The sequence below is a fragment of the Mitsuaria sp. 7 genome, from assembly GCF_001653795.1.
Taxonomy (GTDB): Bacteria; Pseudomonadota; Gammaproteobacteria; order Burkholderiales; family Burkholderiaceae_C; genus Roseateles.
The window spans coordinates 4,841,153-4,862,938 of record NZ_CP011514.1 but is presented as its reverse complement, the minus strand read 5'-3'; the positions used below and the strand labels follow the sequence as shown (position 1 = coordinate 4,862,938).

19 protein-coding genes are annotated in these 21,786 nt (G+C 69.1%); all 19 read right to left on the bottom strand.

Annotated elements, in window-relative coordinates; all coding sequences use genetic code 11:
- Positions 1-34: 34 nt before the first annotated feature.
- Positions 35-628 (bottom strand): CDP-diacylglycerol--serine O-phosphatidyltransferase, encoded by a 594-nt coding sequence (gene pssA, locus ABE85_RS21380; RefSeq protein WP_231993153.1) that lies wholly within the window; start codon positions 626-628, stop codon positions 35-37.
- A 78-nt stretch (positions 629-706) separates the two neighbouring features.
- Positions 707-1,882 carry a nucleotidyltransferase family protein gene (locus ABE85_RS21375; protein ID WP_082938827.1) on the bottom strand — a complete coding sequence of 392 codons (1,176 nt, stop codon included), beginning with the start codon at positions 1,880-1,882 and terminating at the stop codon, positions 707-709.
- A complete protein-coding gene (locus tag ABE85_RS21370) occupies positions 1,879-2,793 on the bottom strand; it encodes an HprK-related kinase A (protein ID WP_067279381.1) in 915 nt (304 codons plus the stop codon). Before ABE85_RS21370 ends, ABE85_RS21375 begins: the two co-directional genes overlap by 4 nt.
- Positions 2,790-3,086, bottom strand: coding sequence for an HPr-rel-A system PqqD family peptide chaperone (locus ABE85_RS21365; RefSeq protein WP_157522733.1), 297 nt, complete (start codon positions 3,084-3,086; stop codon positions 2,790-2,792). The genes ABE85_RS21370 and ABE85_RS21365 overlap by 4 nt, the downstream gene beginning before the upstream one ends.
- A 44-nt stretch (positions 3,087-3,130) precedes the next feature.
- Positions 3,131-3,814, bottom strand: coding sequence for a hypothetical protein (locus tag ABE85_RS21360; RefSeq protein WP_067279374.1), 684 nt, complete (start codon positions 3,812-3,814; stop codon positions 3,131-3,133).
- A gap of 178 nt (positions 3,815-3,992) precedes the next feature.
- The gene (locus ABE85_RS21355; RefSeq protein ID WP_082938826.1) at positions 3,993-5,951 is read right to left on the bottom strand and encodes an ABC transporter ATP-binding protein; all 1,959 of its coding nucleotides are present in this window, start codon (positions 5,949-5,951) and stop codon (positions 3,993-3,995) included.
- Between the two features lie 134 nt (positions 5,952-6,085).
- On the bottom strand, positions 6,086-7,792 hold the full coding sequence (locus ABE85_RS21350; RefSeq protein WP_082938825.1) for an alkaline phosphatase family protein: 1,707 nt from the start codon (positions 7,790-7,792) through the stop codon (positions 6,086-6,088).
- Positions 7,793-8,102: 310 nt separating this feature from the next.
- A complete protein-coding gene (gene glcF, locus ABE85_RS21345) occupies positions 8,103-9,359 on the bottom strand; it encodes a glycolate oxidase subunit GlcF (protein WP_067279371.1) in 1,257 nt (418 codons plus the stop codon).
- A gap of 2 nt (positions 9,360-9,361) precedes the next feature.
- Positions 9,362-10,018: an HNH endonuclease gene (locus ABE85_RS21340; protein WP_157522731.1), complete on the bottom strand. Its 657-nt coding sequence runs from the start codon at positions 10,016-10,018 to the stop codon at positions 9,362-9,364.
- A gap of 3 nt (positions 10,019-10,021) precedes the next feature.
- Complete coding sequence (locus ABE85_RS21335; RefSeq protein WP_067279364.1) at positions 10,022-11,311, bottom strand: AAA family ATPase; 1,290 nt, start codon at positions 11,309-11,311, stop codon at positions 10,022-10,024.
- A gap of 28 nt (positions 11,312-11,339) precedes the next feature.
- Positions 11,340-12,428, bottom strand: a complete 1,089-nt coding sequence (gene glcE, locus ABE85_RS21330; RefSeq protein WP_067283285.1) for a glycolate oxidase subunit GlcE — start codon at positions 12,426-12,428, stop codon at positions 11,340-11,342.
- Between the two features lie 74 nt (positions 12,429-12,502).
- Positions 12,503-14,029 carry an FAD-linked oxidase C-terminal domain-containing protein gene (locus tag ABE85_RS21325; RefSeq protein WP_082938823.1) on the bottom strand — a complete coding sequence of 509 codons (1,527 nt, stop codon included), beginning with the start codon at positions 14,027-14,029 and terminating at the stop codon, positions 12,503-12,505.
- Between the two features lie 57 nt (positions 14,030-14,086).
- Positions 14,087-15,028: an ABC transporter substrate-binding protein gene (locus ABE85_RS21320; protein WP_082938822.1), complete on the bottom strand. Its 942-nt coding sequence runs from the start codon at positions 15,026-15,028 to the stop codon at positions 14,087-14,089.
- Entirely contained in the window at positions 15,028-16,167 is a 1,140-nt protein-coding gene (locus tag ABE85_RS21315) for an FIST N-terminal domain-containing protein (RefSeq protein WP_067279361.1), read from the bottom strand. Before ABE85_RS21315 ends, ABE85_RS21320 begins: the two co-directional genes overlap by 1 nt.
- A 29-nt stretch (positions 16,168-16,196) precedes the next feature.
- On the bottom strand, positions 16,197-16,904 hold the full coding sequence (locus ABE85_RS21310; RefSeq protein WP_067279357.1) for a PhaM family polyhydroxyalkanoate granule multifunctional regulatory protein: 708 nt from the start codon (positions 16,902-16,904) through the stop codon (positions 16,197-16,199).
- 124 nt (positions 16,905-17,028) lie between these two features.
- A complete protein-coding gene (locus tag ABE85_RS21305) occupies positions 17,029-17,700 on the bottom strand; it encodes a MarC family protein (protein WP_231993152.1) in 672 nt (223 codons plus the stop codon).
- Positions 17,701-17,787: 87 nt separating this feature from the next.
- Complete coding sequence (locus tag ABE85_RS21300; protein WP_157522728.1) at positions 17,788-18,741, bottom strand: TraB/GumN family protein; 954 nt, start codon at positions 18,739-18,741, stop codon at positions 17,788-17,790.
- A 120-nt stretch (positions 18,742-18,861) separates the two neighbouring features.
- Complete coding sequence (locus tag ABE85_RS21295; RefSeq protein ID WP_067279351.1) at positions 18,862-21,231, bottom strand: ATP-binding protein; 2,370 nt, start codon at positions 21,229-21,231, stop codon at positions 18,862-18,864.
- Positions 21,232-21,312: 81 nt separating this feature from the next.
- On the bottom strand, positions 21,313-21,618 hold the full coding sequence (locus ABE85_RS21290; RefSeq protein ID WP_067279348.1) for a DUF3567 domain-containing protein: 306 nt from the start codon (positions 21,616-21,618) through the stop codon (positions 21,313-21,315).
- Positions 21,619-21,786: the final 168 nt, after the last annotated feature.

The window sequence follows — 21,786 nt, the reverse complement described above, 5'->3', positions numbered from 1 at the left end:
GCCCTGCGGCCCGCCTGACGGCAGGCGCGACGGATCAGAGCTTCGGAATCCGGATCCGGCTGATCATCAGCGAGCCCGAGACCGCGAACATCAGCACCAGCGGATGCAGCGTGAAGCCGCCGAGCTTGATCCCGCCGAACCACAGCGCCTCGCCGATCGCGCCCTGCCAGGCGGCGACCCACATCACGATCACGATCAGCAGCGAGGTCGGGATCGGCGTGCCTTCGAAGTAGGCGACCTTGTCGTTGCCGCCGGACAGGGTCTCGGCGGTGATGTTGTAGCGGGCCAGGCGCGACACGCCGCAGGCGACGAAGAAGCCCAGCACGATGCGGTCCCACAGCCCCTGCATGCCGCAGCCGTAGGCGATCACCGCCGGCGCGACGCCGAAGGAGATCACGTCGGCCAGCGAGTCGAGCTCACGCCCCATCGCGGAGCTCTTCTGGCGCCAGCGCGCGATGCGGCCGTCGAGCACGTCGAACACCAGCGCCGCCGGGATCAGCGCGCACGCGTAGTACAGGTGCTGCACCGTGCCGGTCTGCAGGTAGGTCATCACCGAGAACAGCGCGCCGACGCCGCAGAAGGCGTTGCCCAGGGTGAACCAGTCCGCCAGATGGAACTCGCGGATCATGGAAAAAGGCTTGGGTCGATTCATGGGAAGCGAGCATAAGCGAAGGGCCCGGCCCTCGTGGCAAAGGCCGCGCCCGGATCAGGCGTCGCGGGGCGCGTCGACCCTGGGCGCCTCGGGGACCGACGTCATCCGGCCCCAGGTCTTGCGCGCGAGGTGCAGCGCCAGCAGGCCGAAGGGCATCCGCAGCCAGTGCGAGCGCACGTACAGCGCGCCCTCGGCGAGCGCGTGGCCGGGCAGGCGGCAGCTGTCGTGGGCCGGCCGTAGCGCGCGTCGGTAGCAGGCGTCCAGCAGCCGCAGCGCCAAGGGGCCCGGCGGCGGCCCGAGTTCCGCCGGCAGCGTGTCCGGATACGGCGTGTCCAGCAGCATCCGCGTGTAGCGCAGCGCCAGCCAGAGCGGGCGCGACAGGCCGATGCGGCGCGCGCGCTCCGTCAGCCGAGGCCAGAAGCCCTCGATCGCGCCGAACTCGCGCAGCAGCGCGTCGAGGTCGAACAGGTCGCGCAGGCCGTTGGGCAGCTCACCCTCGTGGAACAGGTGCGCGGCGCTGTGCAGCAGCATGTCCTCCGGCGGCAGCGTGAAGGCACCCGGCAGGCCCAGCGGATCTGGCAAGGGTCGCGGCGCGTCGAACAGCGCGCGGCTGTCCAGCGGCGTGCGCGCCGTCGGCGGCAGCAGCGTGTGATGCAGGTCCAGCGAGGTCCCCCGGCGCTTGTGGTGCAACGGCGGCAGCTCGTGCATCCACTCGCGGTAGTAGCGCTGGTCGTAGGCGTCCAGGCCGTCGTCGAAGTCCCAGCCGTGCACCAGCAGCGTCGTCTCGCAGCGCGGCAGCTGCTCGGGCGGGATCAGCAGGTCGATGTCGCTGAACATCCGCCCCGGCGCGGGCGCGTGTCCGCCGAGCGCATACGCGGCGCCCTTCAGCAGGATCAGCGGTCCGGGCAGTTCAGCCAGCGTCTGGCGCAGCAGGTCGACCTCGCGTCTCAACATCTGCGCCTGCCGCCGCGACAGCAGCAGCGCCGAGCGCAGATGCGGCTGCACCGGCGCCGGCAGCGCGTCCAGCCAGCCGCCGGCCTCCATCTGCGCGGCCAGCTTTCCCGCGAGATTGGAGCGCCGCGCCTGACGCAGCAGCAGGTCCCAGTCGGTCAGGCTGAGACCGGCCGCGATCGCGGGCTGCAGCAGCACACGGACCAGCAGCGGCCGGCGGCGTTCGCCGTGACCATGCCCGTGCTTGTGTCCGTGCCCGTGGCCATGATGGGCGCTCATGGCGAGCTCCCCGCGAGCGTCTCGAAGTGCGCCACGGCCTCGTCCAGCCGGCTGTACTCGAAGCGGTAGCACGCGCAGGCGTCGACCAGGCGTCCCAGCCGCTGGAAGCCGGCCTGGCCGTGCACGTCGTAGTTGAAGGACTGCTCGGCCAGGTCCATGAAGGCGCGGGCCCGTTCGATGGGCTGCAACTGCGCCGGCGCGTCGGCGCGCCAGGCGGGCAGCACGACCCAGGCGGGCCGGGCGGGCGCGAGCCGGGCCTCGATCGCGTCCTGCGGCGCGCGCACCAGCGCGACGGTGCCCTTGGACGTGTTGGGCATGGACGCGCTGAAATGCGCGTCCGGCGCGAAGGACCGGATCACCGGGATCGACGCGTTCTTCAGGTTGATCGGCCGCGCCATGCCGTGGACCAGGCCGGTGGCCATGTCCAGCAGGCCGAGCTCGTCCGACAGCAGCCGCCAGCCGCGATGCGCCAGCGCCGCGCACAGCGTGCTCTTGCCCGAGCCCGGCGGTGCCGGCATCAGCAGCGCGCGGCCGTCGCGCTCGAGCACCGCCGCGTGGATCAGCAGGTATTGATGGGCGTGCGCGGCGATGCACCAGTTGATGCCCCATTCGAGCATCGCCAGCGCCTGCGCGGCGGGCAGCGGCGTGAACGAGCGCTGGCCGTCGAACCAGAACTCCGCGCGGCCCTGCAGCCGGCTCAGCCAATGCGGGCTGCGCAGCACGGCGACGTGGAAGTCGACGAACTCGTCCTCCCCGGTCAGGTCGAAATCGCGGTACATGGCCGCGACGTCGTCCGCGAGGTGAGGGATGTCCGAGCGCACGCGCACGGTGAAGGGTGACAGCCGCAGCGTCACGCCGCCGTCGCGCATCCGGGTCCGCAGCCCGGCGGTGCCGACGTCCTGCAGTCTCAAGCGACCGGCTCCTCCACCGCGTCCGCCGCCGCCTCCGCCCTGTCCACCGGCGTGAGCAGATGGACCTCGGCCAGACGGCGCAGGTGCAGGTCCAGGAGCTCGGCGAGCGCCTCGGGGGCGGGGGGCTCGTCCCAGTCGACGTCCCGCGCCAGGCGGGCCAGGAGCTGGTCGCGGTCCAGCGGCTCGGCGGCCAGCCATTCGGCCAGCTGCGCGCCGAGCGCGGCGATCAGGTGGGTGTCCCCGCTGTCGGGGTCGAAATAGACCGCGTGCTGCTCGCCCTCCCAGGCGAGCATCACTTCAGCGATCGGTTGCCTGCAGCGCCAGGCCGCGCCGGCCATCAGGCCACAAGCCAGTTGCTGTACAGGTAGCTCTTGAAGTCGGCCTGGCTCCAGGCCGCGCCCGTCGAGTTCGACGGCTTGAAGATGCCGGGGCCTTGCGAGGCCATCTGCAGCAGCATGTCCTGGCCGGTGGCCGACAGCACGCACTGGCCGACGCTGTTGCCGGCGAACAGGGTGTTCAGGCGGGCGACGATCATCATCGTGCCGTAGCCCGACGGGTCGTTCTTCAGCAGGTTGTAGACGTTGGACGTGCCGCTGACGTTCTTCAGGCCGGCCGGGAACAGCTTGGCGACGGTCAGGTTGGTCCGCGCATAGGCGACCGTCTTGCCGGAATACCACTGGGCGACGATGTAGTTCCAGGGGGCGTTGCCGCCGCGCACCTGGGACCGGCCCGAGTTGTCCTTCCAGTTGGAGATGTACCAGCACTCGGTGTTGTTGATCACCGCCGCGTCGGCACGCGCCTGCACGCTGGCGCCGCCGTTGCGCAGGATCGCCGAGCCCCAGGCCGAGGTCGTGTTGCAGTGCCAGGCCATCGCGGGACGGCTGGCCAGCGTCAGGCCGACCGGCACCACGCCCGCCTGGATGAAACGGCGGCGGCGTTGCGAGACGACGGAACCCTTGACCGGGCTGACCGGGGTCGAGGTGGCCGAAGACTGCGGGGTGTTGTCGCTGCTGTTGTCCATATGCTCAGCTTTCGTGATGCTATGCCGTCCTGATTCCTGCGGACGCTCAAGCGGATCGGCGCTCCCGTCCGACCTGCGATCGCAGTGTTCCATACAAGCCTGCCACCGGATACCCCGCCCAACCCCTTGAACGGGTGGCGTGCGGCGTCCGCCACACGCCTGTTAAGTCAGCGCTGGCTTACGCGGAATCCTTTGCCGTGGTTGACGCTTGATCCACATGTCCGACGTTCGGTCCGGCGCCATGAGGCGGACGGTCCATGCCGGTGACGGCTTCAGGCGACAGCGCGTTCGCGGGGGCGTCCTCTTCGGGCTCGTCCTCCACCAGGAAGCCGCCGCTCTGGTGCGCCCACAGCTTCGCGTACAGGCCGCCCTGGGCCAGCAGCGCGGCATGGTCCCCCTGTTCGACGATGCGGCCCTGGTCCATCACGATCAGCCGGTCCATCGCCGCGATCGTCGACAGCCGGTGCGCGATCGCCACCACCGTCTTGCCTTCCATCAGCCGGTACAGGCTGCGCTGGATCGCGGCCTCGACCTCGGAATCCAGCGCGCTGGTCGCCTCGTCCAGCAGCAGGATGGGCGCGTCCTTGAGCATCACCCGGGCGATGGCGACGCGCTGGCGCTGGCCGCCGGAGAGCTTCACGCCGCGTTCGCCGACGTGGGCGTCGTAGCCCTGCCGGCCCTTCGGGTCGGTCAGGCCGTCGATGAAGTCCACGGCCTCGGCCCGCTCGGCGGCGGCGCGCATCTCCTCCTCCGTCGCGTCAGGGCGGCCGTACATCAGGTTGTCGCGGACCGAGCGGTGCAGCAGGCTGGTGTCCTGGGTCACCATGCCGACCTGGCGTCTGAGGCTGTCCTGGGTGGCCTTGGCGATGTCCTGGCCGTCGATCAGCACCCGGCCCTTGTCCACGTCGTGGAAGCGCAGCAGCAGGTTGACCAGCGTCGACTTGCCCGCGCCCGAGCGGCCCACCACGCCGATCTTCTCGCCGGGGCGTATCGTCAGGGTCAGGTCGTGCAGCACGGTCTTGCGACCGCCGTAGCTGAAGTCGACGTGCTCGAAGCGGACCTCGCCGCGGGTCACGTCCAGCGCGCGGGCGTCGTCGGCGTCCTGGATCGCGATGGGGCGCGACAGCGTCGTGATGCCGTCCTGCACGGTGCCGATGTTCTCGAACAGGCTGGCCATCTCCCACATGATCCAGTGCGAGATCCCGTTCAGCCGCAGCGCCATCGCCGTGGCGGCGGCGACCGCGCCGATGCCGACCTGGCCCTGCGTCCACAGCCAGACCGTCATGCCGGCGGTCGACGCGATCAGGCCCATCGACAGCGCGTGGTTGACGATCTCGAAGCCGCTGATCAGCCGCATCTGGCGGTAGGCGGTGTTCAGGAAGTCCTGCATCGCACCGCGGGCGAAACCGGCCTCGCGGTGGGAGTGCGAGAACAGCTTGACCGTGCTGATGTTGGTGTACGCGTCGGTGATGCGGCCGGTCATCAGGCTGCGGGCGTCGGCCTGCGCGGTGGCGGCCTTGCCCAGGCGCGGGACGAAGTAGCTCAGCGCCACGATGTAGCAGGCCAGCCAGCCCAGGAAGGGCAGCAGCAGCGTCGCGTCGAAGCTGCCGACGACGCCCAGCATCGTCACGAAATAGATCGTGATGAAGACCAGGATGTCGGTGACGATCAGCCAGCATTCGCGCACGGCCAGCGCCGTCTGCATCAGCTTGGCGGAGACGCGGCCGGCGAACTCGTCCTGGTAGAAGCTCATGCTCTGCGCGAGCAGGTGCCGGTGGAAGTTCCAGCGCAGCCGCATCGGGAAGTTGCTGGACAGGCCCTGGTACTTGCTCAGCGACTGCAGCGCGATCAGCAGCGGACTGGCCAGCAGGATGCCGAGCAGCATCAGCAGCTTGTCCTGCTGGGTGGACCACCACTGCGCGGGCGGCACCTGGCTGAGCCAGTCGACGACGGAGCCCAGCATCGAGAACAGCAAGGCCTCGAAGGCGCCGATCGCGGCGGTCAGGACGACGAGCACGCCCACCAGCCCGCGCATGCCCTGCGAGCCGGCCCAGACGAAGGCGAAGAACCCTTTCGGCGGCTGAGGCGCCGGGGTCTGCGGAAACGGATCGACGAGTTTTTCGAACCAGCCAAACACGGCGGTCTCCCTGTCACTTCTGCGAAGCCGGTGAGCCTACAGGAGCCGTGTGGCGGACGCACCCCACCCCCGCTCCGGTGGCGGGTGGGTGGGGTGAACGGGGGGAATCCCCGCTCGACTGGCCGGCTTCGTGGCTACCTGGCGGGCAAGGGCAGCCACTGACCCTGCGCCTGCTTGGGCGCGGGGACGTGCAGGATCGCCGACAGCGTCGGCGCGAGGTCGACGATCTCGACGCGCTGTTCGATGCGGCCCTGGCCGACCCACTTCGGGCCCCAGGTCAGCAGCGGCACGTGGGTGTCGTTCTCATAGGGGCTGCCGTGGGTGGTGCCCGTCACGCGGGAACCGAACATCCAGCCCGCTTTCGGCACCACCTGCAGCGGCGCGGCGATGCCGGGGTACCAGGAGCGGCGGAACTGCTCGAGGTAGGGCGTCGCGGTGTCCGTGCCCGCCAGCTGCGCGCGGGTGAAGGCCGCCTGGATGCCGTCGATCTGCTCCACCGAGGCCTTGGCGGCGGCGTAGACGTCGTCGGGGTTCAGGCCGCCCATCTTGATCGCCACCTCGTCAAAGATGACGCCCGATCCCGACATGCCCAAGGCCCAGCGGAACTCGCCGAAGCGCTTGGACAGGCCCGCGTTGATGACGCCCACGACCTGCGCCGGGTTGATGCGTCCGGCGTCCCGGCCTTGCGACTTCGCCCATTCGGGCGTGTCGGTGAAGCCGTGGTCGGCGGTCAGCACGGCGACGTAGTTGTCGCGGCCGACCTTGGCGTCCAGGTACTTGAACCAGTCCTGCAGGTAGGCGTCCAGATGCAGGAAGTGGTCGTGCGACAGCCGCGACTCGGGGCCGAAGGCGTGGTTGATGTAGTCGTGGCTGGAGAGGCTGACCGACAGGAGGTCGGGCTGGTCGTCCGTGCCGAGCTGTTCGCCCTCGACGGCGGCCTTGGCGAAGGCCAGCGTCAGCTCGTCGCCGAAGGGGGAGGGCAGGATGTTGCCGTAGAAGCGCGGTCCCGGGCCGTCCATGCCGGCGCCCAGCACGGCGGGCAGCCTGTTGCCGTTGCCGCTGTTGGCCTGCCAGGGCTGGCCGTCCGGCACGCTGCGGGCGTAGGCCGCTTCCGGCAGCATCGGGGTCCAGGTCTTGCCGAAGAACTTGTCGGCCGGCTTGGCCGCGTTGAAGGCGTCGACCCAGGCGGGGTGCTTGTCCATGTAGTAGGTGGACGACGCGAATTCGCCGCTGCCGCCCATGTACATGTAGGCCGTGCCCTTGTGGCCGGCGGGCAGGATCGCGCCGCGGTCCTTGCCCGAGATCCCGATGACCTTCGAGCCCGGCTGCAGCGTGCGCAGCACGTCGCCGACGGTCTCGACCTTGTAGTTGTCCGGGCTGGTGCCGGCCAACGGCTCGGTCTTGTTGCCGATGTACTGGTAGCGCGGATCGGCGGTGTTGTACTGCGGGGCGGCGGTCTGCGGATCGCGCCACTCGTTGCCGATGATGCCGCTGCGCTGCGGGTAGGCGCCGCTGAGCATGATCGAGTGGCCGGCGGCCGTCACCGTGTAGCCGTGACCGTAATACGCCTTGGCGAACCAGGCGCCCCGGTCGAGGAATCGCTTGAAGCCGTCCGGCTGGAGCTGGTCGCGGTAGCCGAGCACCTGCCGGATCGGCAGCCCGTCGACGACCATGAAGACCACCAGCCTGGGCGGCTTCTTCGCCTGGAAGGCGGAGGCGACGGGGCCAGGTGTTGCCGGGGCGGCGCCGGTGGCCGGCGTGGAGGAGGAGGGGGCGTTGGCGCAGGCGGCCAGCGCGGCCACGACGGGCACCAGCAGCCAGGTGCGACGGGTCAGGGTCATGACGGGTCGGGGCTCCGGACGAAGCCGCTGAAACAAATATGACAGCGGAGTATCCGCCAGACCGTCCGGACGGAAAAAAGGCCGGTCACCACGCGGTGACCGGCCCATTTCACTTTCTGGTTGGATCGCTTGCGCGCTCCCCTCCTGTTATGGGAGGCGATTCTGCGGGCCGCAGGCAATGGGCATGCCCGGGTTTGCCCCAGGTGAGGGGTTTGAGGTGAGAACTCCTCCTCAAGTGGGAGGGGTTTTGGCCCGGAGTGATGCGTCCGCGCGACGATTTCTCAAGAGGTTCCGGACGGAAGTCAATGACTCATCGAAGTAGAAGTGCGTCATCCAGGACTTCGATCCAGTGCCGGACCGGGAGCCCGGTGCCGCTCTGCAGATGCTGGATGCAGCCGATGTTGGCCGAGACGATGGCCTCGGCCTCCAAAGGCGCCAGCGCGGCGAGCTTGCGTTCCCGCAGCTGCTTGGACAGCAGCGGTTGCAGCACCGAATACGTGCCGGCGGAGCCGCAGCACAGGTGGCTCTCGCTGGGGGCGACCGAGATCTCGAAACCGAGTTCGCGCATCAGGCCCTCGACGCCGCCGCGCAGCTGCTGGCCATGTTGCAGCGTGCAGGGCGGGTGGTAGGCGAGCCTCGGGCGATGCGCCGTCGAGGCGTCCTTGCCGAGCCGGGAGCGCAGCGGCTGGACCAGCTCGGGCAGGAACTCGCTGAGGTCCCGGGTCAGCGCGGACACGCGCTGGGCCTTCGCCGCGTAGTCCGGGTCGTGCGCGAGCAGCCGGCCGTAGTCCTTGACCTGCACGCCGCAGCCGGAGGCGTTCATCACGATCGCCTCGACCTGCTCGCCGTGCCCGTCGACCATCGGCCACCAGGCGTCGATGTTGCGCCGGGCGTCGTCCAGGCCGCCGTGGTGGTCGTTCATGTGCGTGCGGATCGCGCCGCAGCAGCCGGCCTCGTCGGCGACCAGCGTCTGCACGCTGGCGGCGTCGAGCACGCGGGCGGTGGCCGCGTTGATGTTGGGCATCATCGCCGGCTGCACGCAGCCGAGCAGCATCAGCACCTTGCGCGCATGCGTGCGCTGCGGCCACTGGTGGGCGCGCGCGTCGGGCTTGGGCGGGACCTTGTCCTTCAACGCGCCGGGCACCAGTGGACGCAGCGCCTGGCCGATCCGCAGCGCCGGCTTGAACAGCGGCGAGGTCAGCCCCTCTTTCAGGAGCCAGCGCTTGAAGCGCTCCTCGCGCGGGCGCTCGACCTTCGCGTCGACGATCTGCCGGCCGATCTCGACGAGCTGGCCGTACTGGACGCCGGACGGGCAGGTGCTCTCGCAATTCCGGCAGGTCAGGCAGCGGTCCAGATGCTGCTGCGTGGCCGCGGTCGGCTGCTCGCCTTCCAGCACCTGCTTGATCAGGTAGATGCGGCCGCGCGGCCCGTCGAGTTCGTCACCCAGCAACTGGTAGGTCGGGCAGGTCGCGGTGCAGAAGCCGCAGTGCACGCAGCGCCGCAGGATGGCCTCGGCGGTCTCGCCTTCCGGGGTGCCTTGGAATTCGGGGGCCAGGTGGGTTTGCATGGTCAGGCGGCCACTTCCAGCGAACGGGTGCCTGGGAAGGCGGTGGCAAGAGCCTGGCGCATCTTGTGGTCGTGCGCGAACGCAACCATCCAGATCGAAAAGCCTCCTCGCGAAACTGCAGTTCGAATAATGGCTGCACGCATCGCAGGTGTGTCATCAGAAGCAAGATCCTCGCGACTCTGGATGGCGAGCGACCAAGTCTCCAGCCGATCGTCCCAGCGGTGATCAGCTTCCGATAGATCCTTCGGCTCGCGAGAGAGTCCCACCAGATTGAGTAAAGCAGTCGCCTCCGCAGCGATCTCGCTAGGCAGGCCTGAACGGAGTCGAATGCGTCCCGACTCGACGTATTCGAATGCGCTGAAAGTGTCGTGGGTGTCCGGGAACATCACAGCGCCGTCGACGACGAAGGTGGTTCCTTTGACGCCGTTGCAATTGGCGCAGCCGAGCAGGAAGTTGTCCCAGATACATTCCAGCTCGGGAAAGTGATGCTTAGGAAGCTTGTGCTCGACCGCTAGGCTGACGGGGACAGAACGTTCGCAGAAACTGCAATACCTGCCCAATCGCTTCTTCAGATGTGAGGCGGCCTCTTGATACGGGCTGAGTTGAACTAGTTCTCCTGTGTCGTGCGTGGGATGAACTCCCTTGTCGACAGCGCGCATCGATCAAACTCCTTTAGCAATTCGCCTCTGGCTCAACCAAGCGGCAGCAGCAGGGTCGTCGGCAAACACCGCTAATGCCTGATCCAGTCGAGCCTTCAACGCTGCCTTCGACTCAGGCGTGGGAGTGGGCGACTCCATGAGTTCTAGATACTCCTGAGCCAACTGGCGCATCTCCAGGAAGCGCTGGCTGCGCTGAGGCTGATCGACGCCCATGACCTGTTCGGCAATGTCTTCAATACTGTGATCTGTCGAACTCACTGCAACGCCCGTTGCGGCGTCGAGCACGGTCCCATGCTCGAGTGCCGATTGAATTAGGAAAGGCGAATGCGAGGCCACGATGAACTGAAGCTTGGGAAAAGTCTTGAGCAAGTTGTCAAGAACGGAGCGCTGCCATTGGGGATGCAGATGCAGATCCAACTCATCGATCAGAACGAGCCCTGGCGTTAAAGCGATGCAGTCGTCTCCGAGGTGCGAGTTCAACGAGGCCGCTCGGACAGCGACTTCCATAAATATCGTTGCGAGTCGCTTTTGCCCGTCGCTCAGTTGATCGAACGGACGCCAACCTTGCCCGTCGTGAAGCACCATTAACTGGTTGTCGCGGACTACATACTTGACATCCAAAGCATGTATCGATGACAGCACGGAGTGCTTCACCGCGCGATAGATGAGCGGCTCTCTGCCTTCCTGCAGAGTGCGAAGTTCGTTGTACTGGAACCAGTGTGCCAACGAAGAAATATCCACCTGCTCGTGAACGAAGCGCTGCCAGATTTCTTGCTTGCTATTGAACAGCTTCTGAACTGCGCCTGGACTAGGACTGCCCGTTGCGCCCTGTGGGCCGAACCTGGCGAACAGCGGAATTGGGGAAAGGTTTGAGCTGCTGAACCAGCGGTTGATCGCCGAGCGCAGATCGCCCGGAAACTGGGCCGAGAACTTGTTGCTTTCAGGCTCGAAGCGGGTGTACGAATGAGCCTCGTCGTAGTCAACGACGACAGTGTGAGCGAAGCCCTCAAGCTCAATGGAGAGACGAAGATCGGACGGCAAGATTGCGGTCCTCCAGAGCTCGTCTGATGGGTCGACTGCGTTGACCCTGCGAATGTCCATCGCAGAGTTCCGAGACGCGGCACTTCCGGCGACGTCCCCGACCAATGCCTGGCATGCGAGAAACACTGCCCTCAACAACGTGCTCTTGCCGGCTCCGTTCACACCCATGAAGAGAGTCAGCCGAGGATCGAAGGCGCAATCGAAGCGCTCGAATCGCCGGAAGTTTCGGATCGAAATTGACTGAATTTGCATGGGTGAACTGAGCTCGATCGGCCTGAATCTATAGATCAGTGTAAAGACGCCCCGGATTGAAGATCCCTGCCGGATCGAACTGCCGCTTCAGCTCCCTGTGGATGCGCGTGAGCTGCGGACCGAGCGGCGAGAACGTGCCGTGCGACTTGTCGTTCGCGTAGAACATCGTCGCGTGGCCGCCCGCGGCGGCCACCGCCTCGCGGACCTGCGCGGGCGCCATCGGCGTCACGACCCAGCGCTGTGCGCCGCCCCATTCGACGAGCTGTTCGCCGGGGAGGGTCATCGCTGGCGTCGTCGACGGCACCGCGATGCGCCACAGCGTCGCGCCGCCTTGCACCGCCCGGCGGGCGCCGAGGAAGAACTCGTCGCACTGGTCGCGCAAACCCTGCCAGAACGGCGCGGCCATCGGCTCCGGAATCGTGGAGCCGCCGAGCTTCTGGAACGCCGCGCGGACCGCCGCTTCGGCGCCGGAGAGTCGCACCACCAGCGCACCGTCCCACCAGGCGCTCGCCGAGATCGGCAGCGGCTGCCCGCCCCAGCGGTTCATCCGCAGCAGCGCCTTGTCCTGCGAGGCTTCGAAGCGCAGCGTCGCTGTCGCGACCGGTCGCGGCAGCACCTTCAGCGTGACCTGCGCGATCAGCCCGAGCACGCCCATCGATCCGGCCATCAGGCGCGACACGTCGTAGCCGGCGACGTTCTTCATTACCGTGCCGCCGAAGTGCAGCAGTTCGCCCTTCGCGTCCAGCATCGTCAGCCCGAGCACGTGATCGCGCACCGCGCCGGCCGTCGCGCGCGCCGGGCCCGAGAGCCCGCTCGCGACCATGCCGCCTATCGTGCCCGTGCCGCCCGAGGCCGCGCCGACGAAGCGCGGCGGTTCGAAGGCCAGGTGCTGGCCGTGCTGCGCGAGCAGCGCCTCCACGTCCGCCACCGGTGTGCCGGCCGCCGCGGTCACGTAGAGCTCGCTGGGCTCATAGGCCATCACGCCGTTGAGCGACAGCGTCGACATCGGCTCGGCGTCGCCCAGCGGGCCGCCGTAGAAGTCCTTGCTGCCGTGGCCGGTGAAACGCACCGGCCGGCCTTCGGCAAAACGCGCCGCCATCGCGGCCAGCGTGTCCATCAGTTGCGTCGCGGGGACGAAGCCGGCGGACGGATCCGCGTCCGTCGCCGCGACACCTGCTGCTTGCGCTGCCATCAGAATCGCTCCAGTTCTGGGAATGAAAGTGCCCCCCGCTTCACATGCATGCGGCCGTATTCGGCGCAGCGCTGCAGCGTCGGGATCACCTTGCCGGGGTTCAGCAAGCCCTTCGGATCGAAGGCCCGCTTCAGGGCCAGCATCCATTCACGCTCCTGCGGCGAGAACTGCACGCACATGCTGTTGAGCTTCTCGACCCCCACGCCGTGTTCCCCGGTGACCGTGCCGCCCATCGCGACGCTGGTCTCGAGGATGTCCGCGCCGAAGCGCTCGCAGCGGTGCAGCTGATCCGGATCGTTCGCGTCGAACAGGATCAGCGGATGCAGGTTGCCGTCGCCGGCGTGGAAGACGTTGGCGCAGCGCAGCCCGTACTTGCGCTCCATCTCCTGGATGGCCAGCAGGATGTCGGCGAGCCGCTTGCGCGGGATCGTCGAGTCCATGCACATGTAGTCCGGGCTGATGCGCCCCGAGGCCGGGAAGGCATTCTTGCGGCCGCTCCAGAAGCGCAGCCGTTGCGCTTCGTTCTCGCTGACTTCGAGCCGCGTCGCGCCATTCGCACGCAGCACCTCGTTCATGCGGCCGATCTCTTCCTCGACCTCCTCGGGCGTGCCGTCGCTCTCGCACAGCAGGATCGCCTCGGCCTCGAGGTCGTAGCCGGCGTGGACGAAGTCCTCCACCGCCGCGGTCATCGGCTTGTCCATCATCTCCAGGCCTGCGGGAATGATCCCGGCCGCGATGATCGCGGCCACGGCGTCGCCGGCGCGGCGCAGGTCGTCGAAGCTGGCCATGATGCAGCGCGCCAGCTGCGGCTTGGGCGTCAGCTTGACCACGACCTCGGTCACCACCGCCAGCATGCCTTCGCTGCCGATGACGACGCTCAGCAGGTCCAGGCCGGCGGCGTCCAGCGCCTCGGAGCCGAACTCGACCGGCTCACCCTCGACCGTGAAGCCGCGCACCTTGAGCACGTTGTGCAAGGTCAGGCCGTACTTCAGGCAATGCACGCCGCCGGAGTTCTCCGCGACGTTGCCGCCTATCGTGCAGGCGATCTGGCTGCTCGGGTCCGGCGCGTAGTACAGGCCGTGCGCGGCCGCAGCCTCGGAGATCGCCAGGTTGCGCACGCCGCATTGCACGCGGGCGGTCCGCGCCAGCGGATCGATGGCGACGATGCGGTTGAACTTCGCCAGCGCCAGCGTCAGGCCTTCGGCGTGCGGCATCGCGCCGCCGGACAGGCCGGTGCCGGCACCCCGCGCCACGACCGGCACGCCCAGCGCGTGGCAGGCCTTCAACACGCCGGCGACCTGCGCCTCGGTCTCGGGCAGGGCCACGGCCAGCGGGCGTTCGCGGTAGGCGGTCAGGCCGTCGCATTCATAGGGGCGTGTCTGCTCGTCCTGCCACAGCAGCGCATGCGCGGGCAGCTCGGCCCGCAGGGCCTGGACCAGCTGCGAGCGGCGCCCGGCGCGGAACCCGGCCAGCGCGGCGGCCTGGTCGCCGGGCGGCTCGTGGGTCGAAGGAAGGACGGCGGTCATGGCGTCGAACTGTAGCCCCGCGCGCTGACCCCGGACTGAACCCGCCGCCGCCGGCCGTCAGCGCAAACCCGGCAGCGGCCACCACAGCGCCTTGCGGTCCAGCGGCGTCTGCGCGGGCAGCAGCGGGTTGCGCAGCTGTAGCACGCGGCGCTGGTCGATGCGGTGACGCTGCAGGAGATCGCCGAAGATCTGCCGCGACAGGCGCTCGAAGGTGCCGTCGGCGACCAGGGCGTTCATGCCACGCGTGAGGTCCGCCGCCAGCCGCGGACGGCCGGGACGGACGAACATGTAGAGCGCCGCCGGATAGTGCAACAGCAGGTAAGGGTCGATGACGAGCTGCTGATCGGCGAAGCTGGCGAGTTCCGAATCGATCTCGAAGATCGACCGCGGGAAGTAGTCGAAGCGGCCCGCCGACAGCATCTGGAACAGGCCCTGGTAATGCGTGCTCACCTGCACCGGCAGCCCGTTGGCGCGCAACACGGCGGTGTCGGGCCAGTCATGCATCTGCCCGGCGGTCAGCCGCGCGAGGTCCTTCAGATCCTTCACATCGCGCAGCCGGTCGCGGTCGGCGGCGCGCGTCAGGCACAGGCGCCAGCCGATCAGGCCGCGGTCCAGCGGCACGCGGACCGGCAGCAGGCTCTTCTCGCGCTGCGGATCGGTCATGGTCCAGAACACGTCGATGCCGGGGTCGCTGCTCGCCATCTCCAGCAGCGCGCGGCTCTGCACCATCTCCGACTGGGTCTGGATCAGCGCGTAGCGTGTGCCGCTGCGCTGCAGCGCGGCGTGCAGCAGGCTGATGAAGTAGTCGACCTGCCTGTCCTGCTGCGGCAGGTGGCGCGGATAGACGACGGTGGTCGGTTCCGGCGGCGCTGCCGCGAGCGGAGCGGCGGCGGACGGGCGCGCCGCCATCGCCCGCCCCGGAACGAAGGGGAGCACCGGCAGCGAGGCGGTGAGGGCCGAGGCCGCGGCGGCCTGCAGCAGGTCGCGGCGGGCGGGCATCAGGCGTCCAGGAACACCGTCAGCACGCCGGTGTAGCCGTGCAGGCGCGCATGGGCGATCTCGCCGTTGGCGAAGAAGCCGGCCAGCGGCACTTCGCCCAGCGCATGCTGCACCCACTGCAGCTCCGCGGACGGCGAACCGAAATGCGGACCGCCGCGGCCGGTGCAGCTGAAGTACAGCGCGCCGGCCATGCGCGCGCCACGCTCCTCGGCCTCGGCGCGGATCTCGGTGCAGATGCGGACCAGGTCGCGCCGGGCGGCGTCGGGGTGGCGTTCGCAGAAGCTCAGCAGTTCGCCCTCGTGCATCTGCTCGGCGACGGCGATGCCGCGCCGGCCGGGATCGAGTCCGACCAGGTGACGTACCCGCACCTCGGCGCCGTACTCGCGCCGGGACCCGGGCTCGTCGCTGAGACCCACCAGCGTGCGGCGGAACAGCGGCATCGCCTGGCGCAGGGAGCCGGACTCGCCGGTGTAGGCGGGCAGCTTCAGGTCCTCGAGCAGCGCGTCGAGCGCCGGCTGGCCGTCGAGTTCGGTGACCAGCGGCCCGTCGCAGCCGGTGACGCGGCGCTCGCGACCCAGCGGCTGGCAGCCCTGGCTGACGCGCGAGATCCAGCGCACGTCCGGGCCGAGCGCCAGCCCCGACAGGCCGCCTTCGAAGACGCCGTCGGCGATCTGCACCGCGTCGTCGCCGCCGCTGACCAGTCCGCCGAAGAGGTAGCCGCTGCTGCAGCGCTGGGAAAGCTCGCTGATCAGTTCCTGGAGATCGGGCGTACCGCCGTCGGCGTGCAGCAGCAGGCTGCGGGATTCACAGTCGGGCGTCAGCGGCCGCAGTCCCGAGAAGATCCGCCACTGGTCCGACGGCAGGTCGCAGAGCATGACGACCAGCGCCGGTTCGTCGAAGTACTCGACGCCGCTGGCGCTGACCGCCAGCGCCGAGGCCCCGACCCAGCCGCAGCCCGGCCAGCGCTCGCGCACCTCGTCCAGCAACGCCTGCGCCTGCGGCACGTAGGGATGCGTGAGGTAGAGGAAGCCCAGCGTCGGCGTCATGCCGGCGCGCTGCCCTTCCAGCTGTGCGCCGACCAGCGCCAGCGCCATGTGGGGATCGGGATGGGTGGCGTGTGCCTGGAGAAAGCGAGGCATGAACGGCCCTCGATGGAACTGGGGAGAGCTCAAGGAGCCTTGCGTTTTGGAGCGGCCTTGGGAGCGGCCTTGCGCGCGGGGGGCGCCTTCTTCGCGGCCGGCTTTGCGGCAGCTGTCGCGGCCGGGGTCGGCGCGGACTTCCGGGCGGTCTTCGGCGAAGCGGCCGCGGCCGCTGCAGAAGCCGCCGCAGCCGTTGCGGACGAGGTGGCCGTTGCCGCGCTCTGCGCCGTCTTCATCGCGTTGGCCGCGACCTGCGTGAACTGCTGGGTGAGCGCGTTCCACCATTGCATGGGATCGGCGCCGGCGGGTCTGGAACCTGCGGGATCGTCGGCACCTGACTCGGGACCGGGCGCGGACTTCGACTCCGCCTGAGCTGACGCTGATGCCGGCGCCGATGCCGGCGCGGGTGCATCGGCGGGCGCCGGGCGCGCGGGCGGCGCCGGCGGCGTCTTCAGCACGTCCTTCAGGTCCGCCATCGGCACGTTCATCGCGTGCAGCGTCGACAGGGTCATCCGTTGCACCTCCAGCGCCTGGATGGTCGCGGTGAGCATGCGGGCGTTGTTCTCGAGCCAGAACTGCACGGTGCGCAGTTCGTCGATGCGCTTGTCCAGCTCCTGCGGGTCCAGCGTCGGCGCGACCCACTGGTTGAAGCCGGGGAGCGCGGCGCCGGCGTTCTTCATCAGTCCTTGGAGGAAGTCGAAGCCCGGAACGAATTTGCTGAAGTCGGTGTCCGCCATGGTGTCTCCTGGGGGCCGTCCTCACCGGGGGCCCCGGCGTGAGCAGGGGTGCCCGGGGGCGGCCATGAGCCCGATCCTACGTCCTGGCGGCGCCCGTCCGACGTCGGGAAGGGCGGTGGCCGCGTCAGGTCGGAATGTGGTTCAGGTCGGCCCAGCCGGACCACAGGATCTGGATGCCGATGCACAGCAGCACGAAGGCCATCAGCCGCATCATGACCAGAGTGCCGACCTCGCCCATCTTCATCAGCAGCCGGCCGCCGTTGCGGTAGACCAGGTAGACCACGGCGGCGGTGAAGGCCGCGCCGATGGCGGCGATGCCCGCGCCCATCACGTAGGGCACCGGCGATCTCGGGATCTGCGCGCCCAGCGCGATCGCCGCGGCGATGCTGCCCGGGCCGGTGGTCAGCGGGAAGGTGATCGGGAAGAAGCTGCGGCGGACGATCTCGGCCTCGGTGATGTCCCCGGGCGAGGCGTGCACCACGGCGGCCTGCATGTCGTCGGTCTCGTTGCGCGTCAGCATGACCCAGGCGCTGTAGGCCACCAGCAGGCCGCCGCCGACGCGCACGACCGGCAGCGAGATGCCGAACAGGTCCAGCACGTAGGTGCCCACCAGCAGCGACACCATGATCACCACCCAGCCGTTGATCGCCACCTGGCGCGCCAGCCGCTTGAGGACCTTGTCGTCGCCGCCGGCCGCGCCGATGACGATCGGGGCCACGCCCACCGGGTTGATGATGGGCAGCAGCGTCAGCGGCACCAGGAACAGCGATTGGAGGAAGGACGGCAGCGGGTCCAAGATGGGGGACTCCAGGGAAGGAATGGGGAGGATGATCGGTGGGAAGGCCGGCCCGGGCCGGCGGCGGCCCAGTGTGCCGCAACTCGGTCAGCGCGACGCGGTCCGCGGCATCAGGGTTACCTCGAAGCCCTGGTCCTTGAGCAGCGTCGTGAGTGCGCGCGGACCGGTCATGTGCATCGCGCCGACGGCCACCAGCAGCGACTGGCCGCGCTGGTGCAGCTCGGAGATCCGCTGGGCGAGCGCAGGATTGCGCCCGTCGTTGATGCGCTGCAGCGCCGCGCGATCGGAGGCGTCGGTCACGCAGTCGCACCAGTCGGCGTACCGGTTCAGGCGAGCCAGGTCGCCGCGGTCGTAGACGCCCACCATCGTGTCCAGCGTGCGCAGCAGCGACTTCGGACGTTCGAGCTGCTGCAGGTTGGAGCGCAGTTCGCGCCGCGCGGCGTCCTCGTCGGCGGGCAGCAGCGCTTCGAGCTGGCCCTGCAGCGTTTCCAGCGCCAGCACCGGCAGGCCGCGGTCGCGTGCCCACTGGCTCAGCAGCATCTCCTGGCCGTAGCGCACGTCCAGGCCCAGCGAGCGGGCGCGCAGCAGCATGTAGGTGCTGGTCTGCAGCAGCGGATGCAGCGCCGCGAGCGCGCGCGGCTCCAGGCAGACCGCCGTGGCTTGCGCATCCAGGCGCTGGCGCATCGCGGCGTCCAGCGGCAGCTCGGGCATGGGCGGCATCTTCCAGGCGTCGCGGTCCAACGGGTCCAGCTCCAGCGCGACGGCGTCCACCTCGTCCAGCGCCTTGCGCAGCCGCGGGCCAGGCGCGGCCCAGCCCGGTTTGCCGACGTGCAGGCTGGCGTAGAGGTAGGAGGTCTGCCCGTCTCGCTTGAGCGTCCACATCAGGCCGCGGTCCTTGGCCTGCGCGGCGAGGCGGTCGGCGGACAGGGGCGCGGGTTCGGGCGGGCAGGAGGTCTTGGTCGGCGCGGCCAGCGCGGCGGTGCCGGCCACCAGCGCCAGCACGGCGAGCGCGCCGGCAGCAAGACTTCGCGAGGCTCGCATCAGGAGAGTCGACGGGGACGGATTCAGCATGGACGGCACGATGCCATAGAACCGGGTCGGTCCGGGTCGAGCGGTGTACCCGCCGATGGGGGAGGGAAGGGCGATCGACAGCGGCGGGGGTCAGGTCTCGCCCGCGCGGAAGCCCATCGGTCGCCGCTGGCGGACTTCCGGCTTCACGCGATGCTCGGCCTCGAGCAAGGTCATGAACTCGTCGGGCGACAGCGCCTCGCCGAGGATCTCGGCCTGCTGCCGCACCGCGGCGAAGTCGCCGAGCGTCAACGCGTCCAGCGCGCCCAGCCGGTCCGCGTGCGACTCGTCCGGCGGCACGCCGGCTTCGCGCTCGAACATCGTCAGCCGCTGGTCCGGCCGCAGCGCCTTGAAGCGGATCTTGAAGCTGAAGCGGCGCAAGGCGGCCTCGTCCAGGTCGTCGAAGGCGTTGGTCGTGCAGATGAAGAGGCCGGCATGGCGCTCCATGCCGGCCAGCATCTCGTTCACCTCGCTGACCTCGTAATGCCGTTCGGCGCTGCGGCGGCTGCGCAGGAAACTGTCGGCCTCGTCCAGCAGCAGCAGCGCGCCCTCGGCGGCGGCGGTCTCGAACATGCGGGCCATGTTCTGCTCCGTCTCGCCGACGTACTTGGACATCAGGTCGCTGGCCAGCCTCACCATCAGCGGCCGTTGCAGCTCCGCGGCGATGTGTTCCGCCAGCGCGGTCTTGCCGCTGCCCGGCGGGCCGTGGAAGCACAGGCTGCCCATGCCGCGGCGTCGCAGCGCCTCGATCAGGCGCGGCAGCGCGAAGCGGCATTCGCAGTGGATGAGGTCGAGCGAGTAGCGCGTCGCCGCCGGCCGCGCCTGGGGCGACGCGTCGACCAGGCCGAGCGCCTTGTCGGCGTGCAGCAGCTGCCGGCTGATGAGGCGTTCGTTGAAGGCGGCCCGTTCGTCCGCATCGGCATGGACATCGGAAGCCGCATCGGCATCGGCATTCGCGCTGTCCGGGACGTCCCTGCGCCCGCTGCCCGCCAGCCGCGCGAAACGCACGGCGGTACGGACCTGCGCCGGCGTCAGGCCGCGACGTTCGGACAGACGTTCGGCGAAGCCCTCGGGCACCGGCAATTCCTCGAGCGCCTTGCGCACCAGCCCCAGCCGCGCGCCGGGCGGCGGCGAGGTCAGCTCCAGGTGGTACTGGAAGCGGCGCCGGAACGCGGGGTCGATGTGCTCGATGCGGTTGGTGATCCACAGCACCGGGACGGGGTTGGTCTCCAGGATCTGGTTGACCCAGGCCTTGCCGTTGACGGTCATGGTCGCGGGCACCTCCAGCGCCGCGTCGAGCCGGGCCATCAGATGCGCGGTGTCGCCGCTCAGGTGCGGGAAGACGTCCTCGACCTCGTCGAACAGCAGCGCGACGTCGCGGCTCGCCTTCAGGAACACCTGGCTGATCTGCAGCGAGCGGTAGCGGTCGCGGCCGCTCAGCGCGTTGCCGTCGCGGTCGGCGTATTCGACTTCGTACAGGCTCAGACCGGCCTCGCGCGCCGCGACCTTCGCCAGTTCCGTCTTGCCGGTGCCCGGCGGGCCGTAGAGCAGCACGTTCACGCCGGCCTGACCCTGCGCCACCGCCTGGCGAAGCAGCGTTGCGAGCAGCGTCACGTCCTCGGCGATGAAGTCGAAGTCGGCACGCTGCAGCGGGCTCGGCGTCACCGGGCGCGTGAAGACGGCCATCAGGTCCTGCGGTCCGTCATAGGCGCGCATCAGCACCGGCGGCAGTTGCTCGCTGACCTTCATCAGGTCGGAGAGGTCGGTGATGTTGTGTTCGGCGATCAGGTTCTCGATCATGCCGACCCGCTCCAGCCGCGAGCCGGCGCGCAGCGCGTCGGCCACCTCATGCGGATCGACGCCGGCCACCTCCGCGATCGCGGCGAAGGCTTCCTGCGCGGTGTTGACCTTGAACTCGACCAGGGCGCCGCGCAGCTCGCGCTGATATCGCGCCAGCGTGCCGTAGAGCAGCAGCGCGCGCTCGGCGGCGTTCAGCTGCAGCAGCCGCCCGAGGACGTCGATGTTCTGCTCCACCAGCGTGGACCGGCTCCGCAACTGGCCGTCGAGGGCGTCGCAGGTGCAGGACAGCAGCGCCAGCAGGTCCTTGGGCGCGTCCTTGATGTATTCGTCGAGGTAGAAGAACAGCGTGCCCTCGGCGAAGGGTCCGCGCCAGACACCGTGGCGGGCGAGGAAGGCGGCATCGCCCAGCCGGTCATGGCCGGCCCACAGCGCGTGGCCCACGCAACGCCGCGCCAGATAGCCGCGCACGCGCGACAGCACCTGCGGCGGCCAGACCAGATGACGCGCGGTCAGCGCGAGCAGGCCGCTGAGATCGCGGCGGGGATTGAAGCGGTTGGCGTGGCGGACCGTCAGCGTCAGCACGAAGTGCGAGCACATGCGGTCCAGCACCGGGCTGTCGGACAGGCCCGGAGAGTCCAGCGGAAGCTGCGAGCGCTTGGCCATGGTTTGTGCGGGGGGACCACCCCTGAACGGGGCGCGCCGCACGATCTTGGCGCAGGGAAGGCCGGGGGACAAGCCCCGGGATCAATGCATGATCACGGGCTGCTGGCCCAGGTTCGCGTATTGCGCGATGAAGGCGTCGAGGTCGTCGACGTCGGGACCCTGTTCGATGAGCGCTTCCACGCCCTCCTGGAAGGTCTGGGCGAGAGCGCCCTCGATGAAGATTTCCTTGCGGGTGAACTTGTCGACGATCTCGAAGCCGTCACGCTGCAGCGAGGGAAGGTTGGTGTGGTCCACCTGGGCGGCGTGCGCAGCATCGCCAGCGGACGGAGCGACCGGTACATCGAACTGGACGACGATGTAGCTCGGTGAGTCGTAGAGCATGTGCATGAAGGACTCCTTGGTTGGAGGAGTTATGGCCTGTTGCGACAGATTCAAGACCCGTCGCTCCCAACCCAGGCCATGACCCATGGTGGCAGAACTTGCGGAACACGCTGACCGTGTCTCAAGCATTTGTGGTGCCAACCGCACAAGGTTTCACGGATATACGAACCGTAA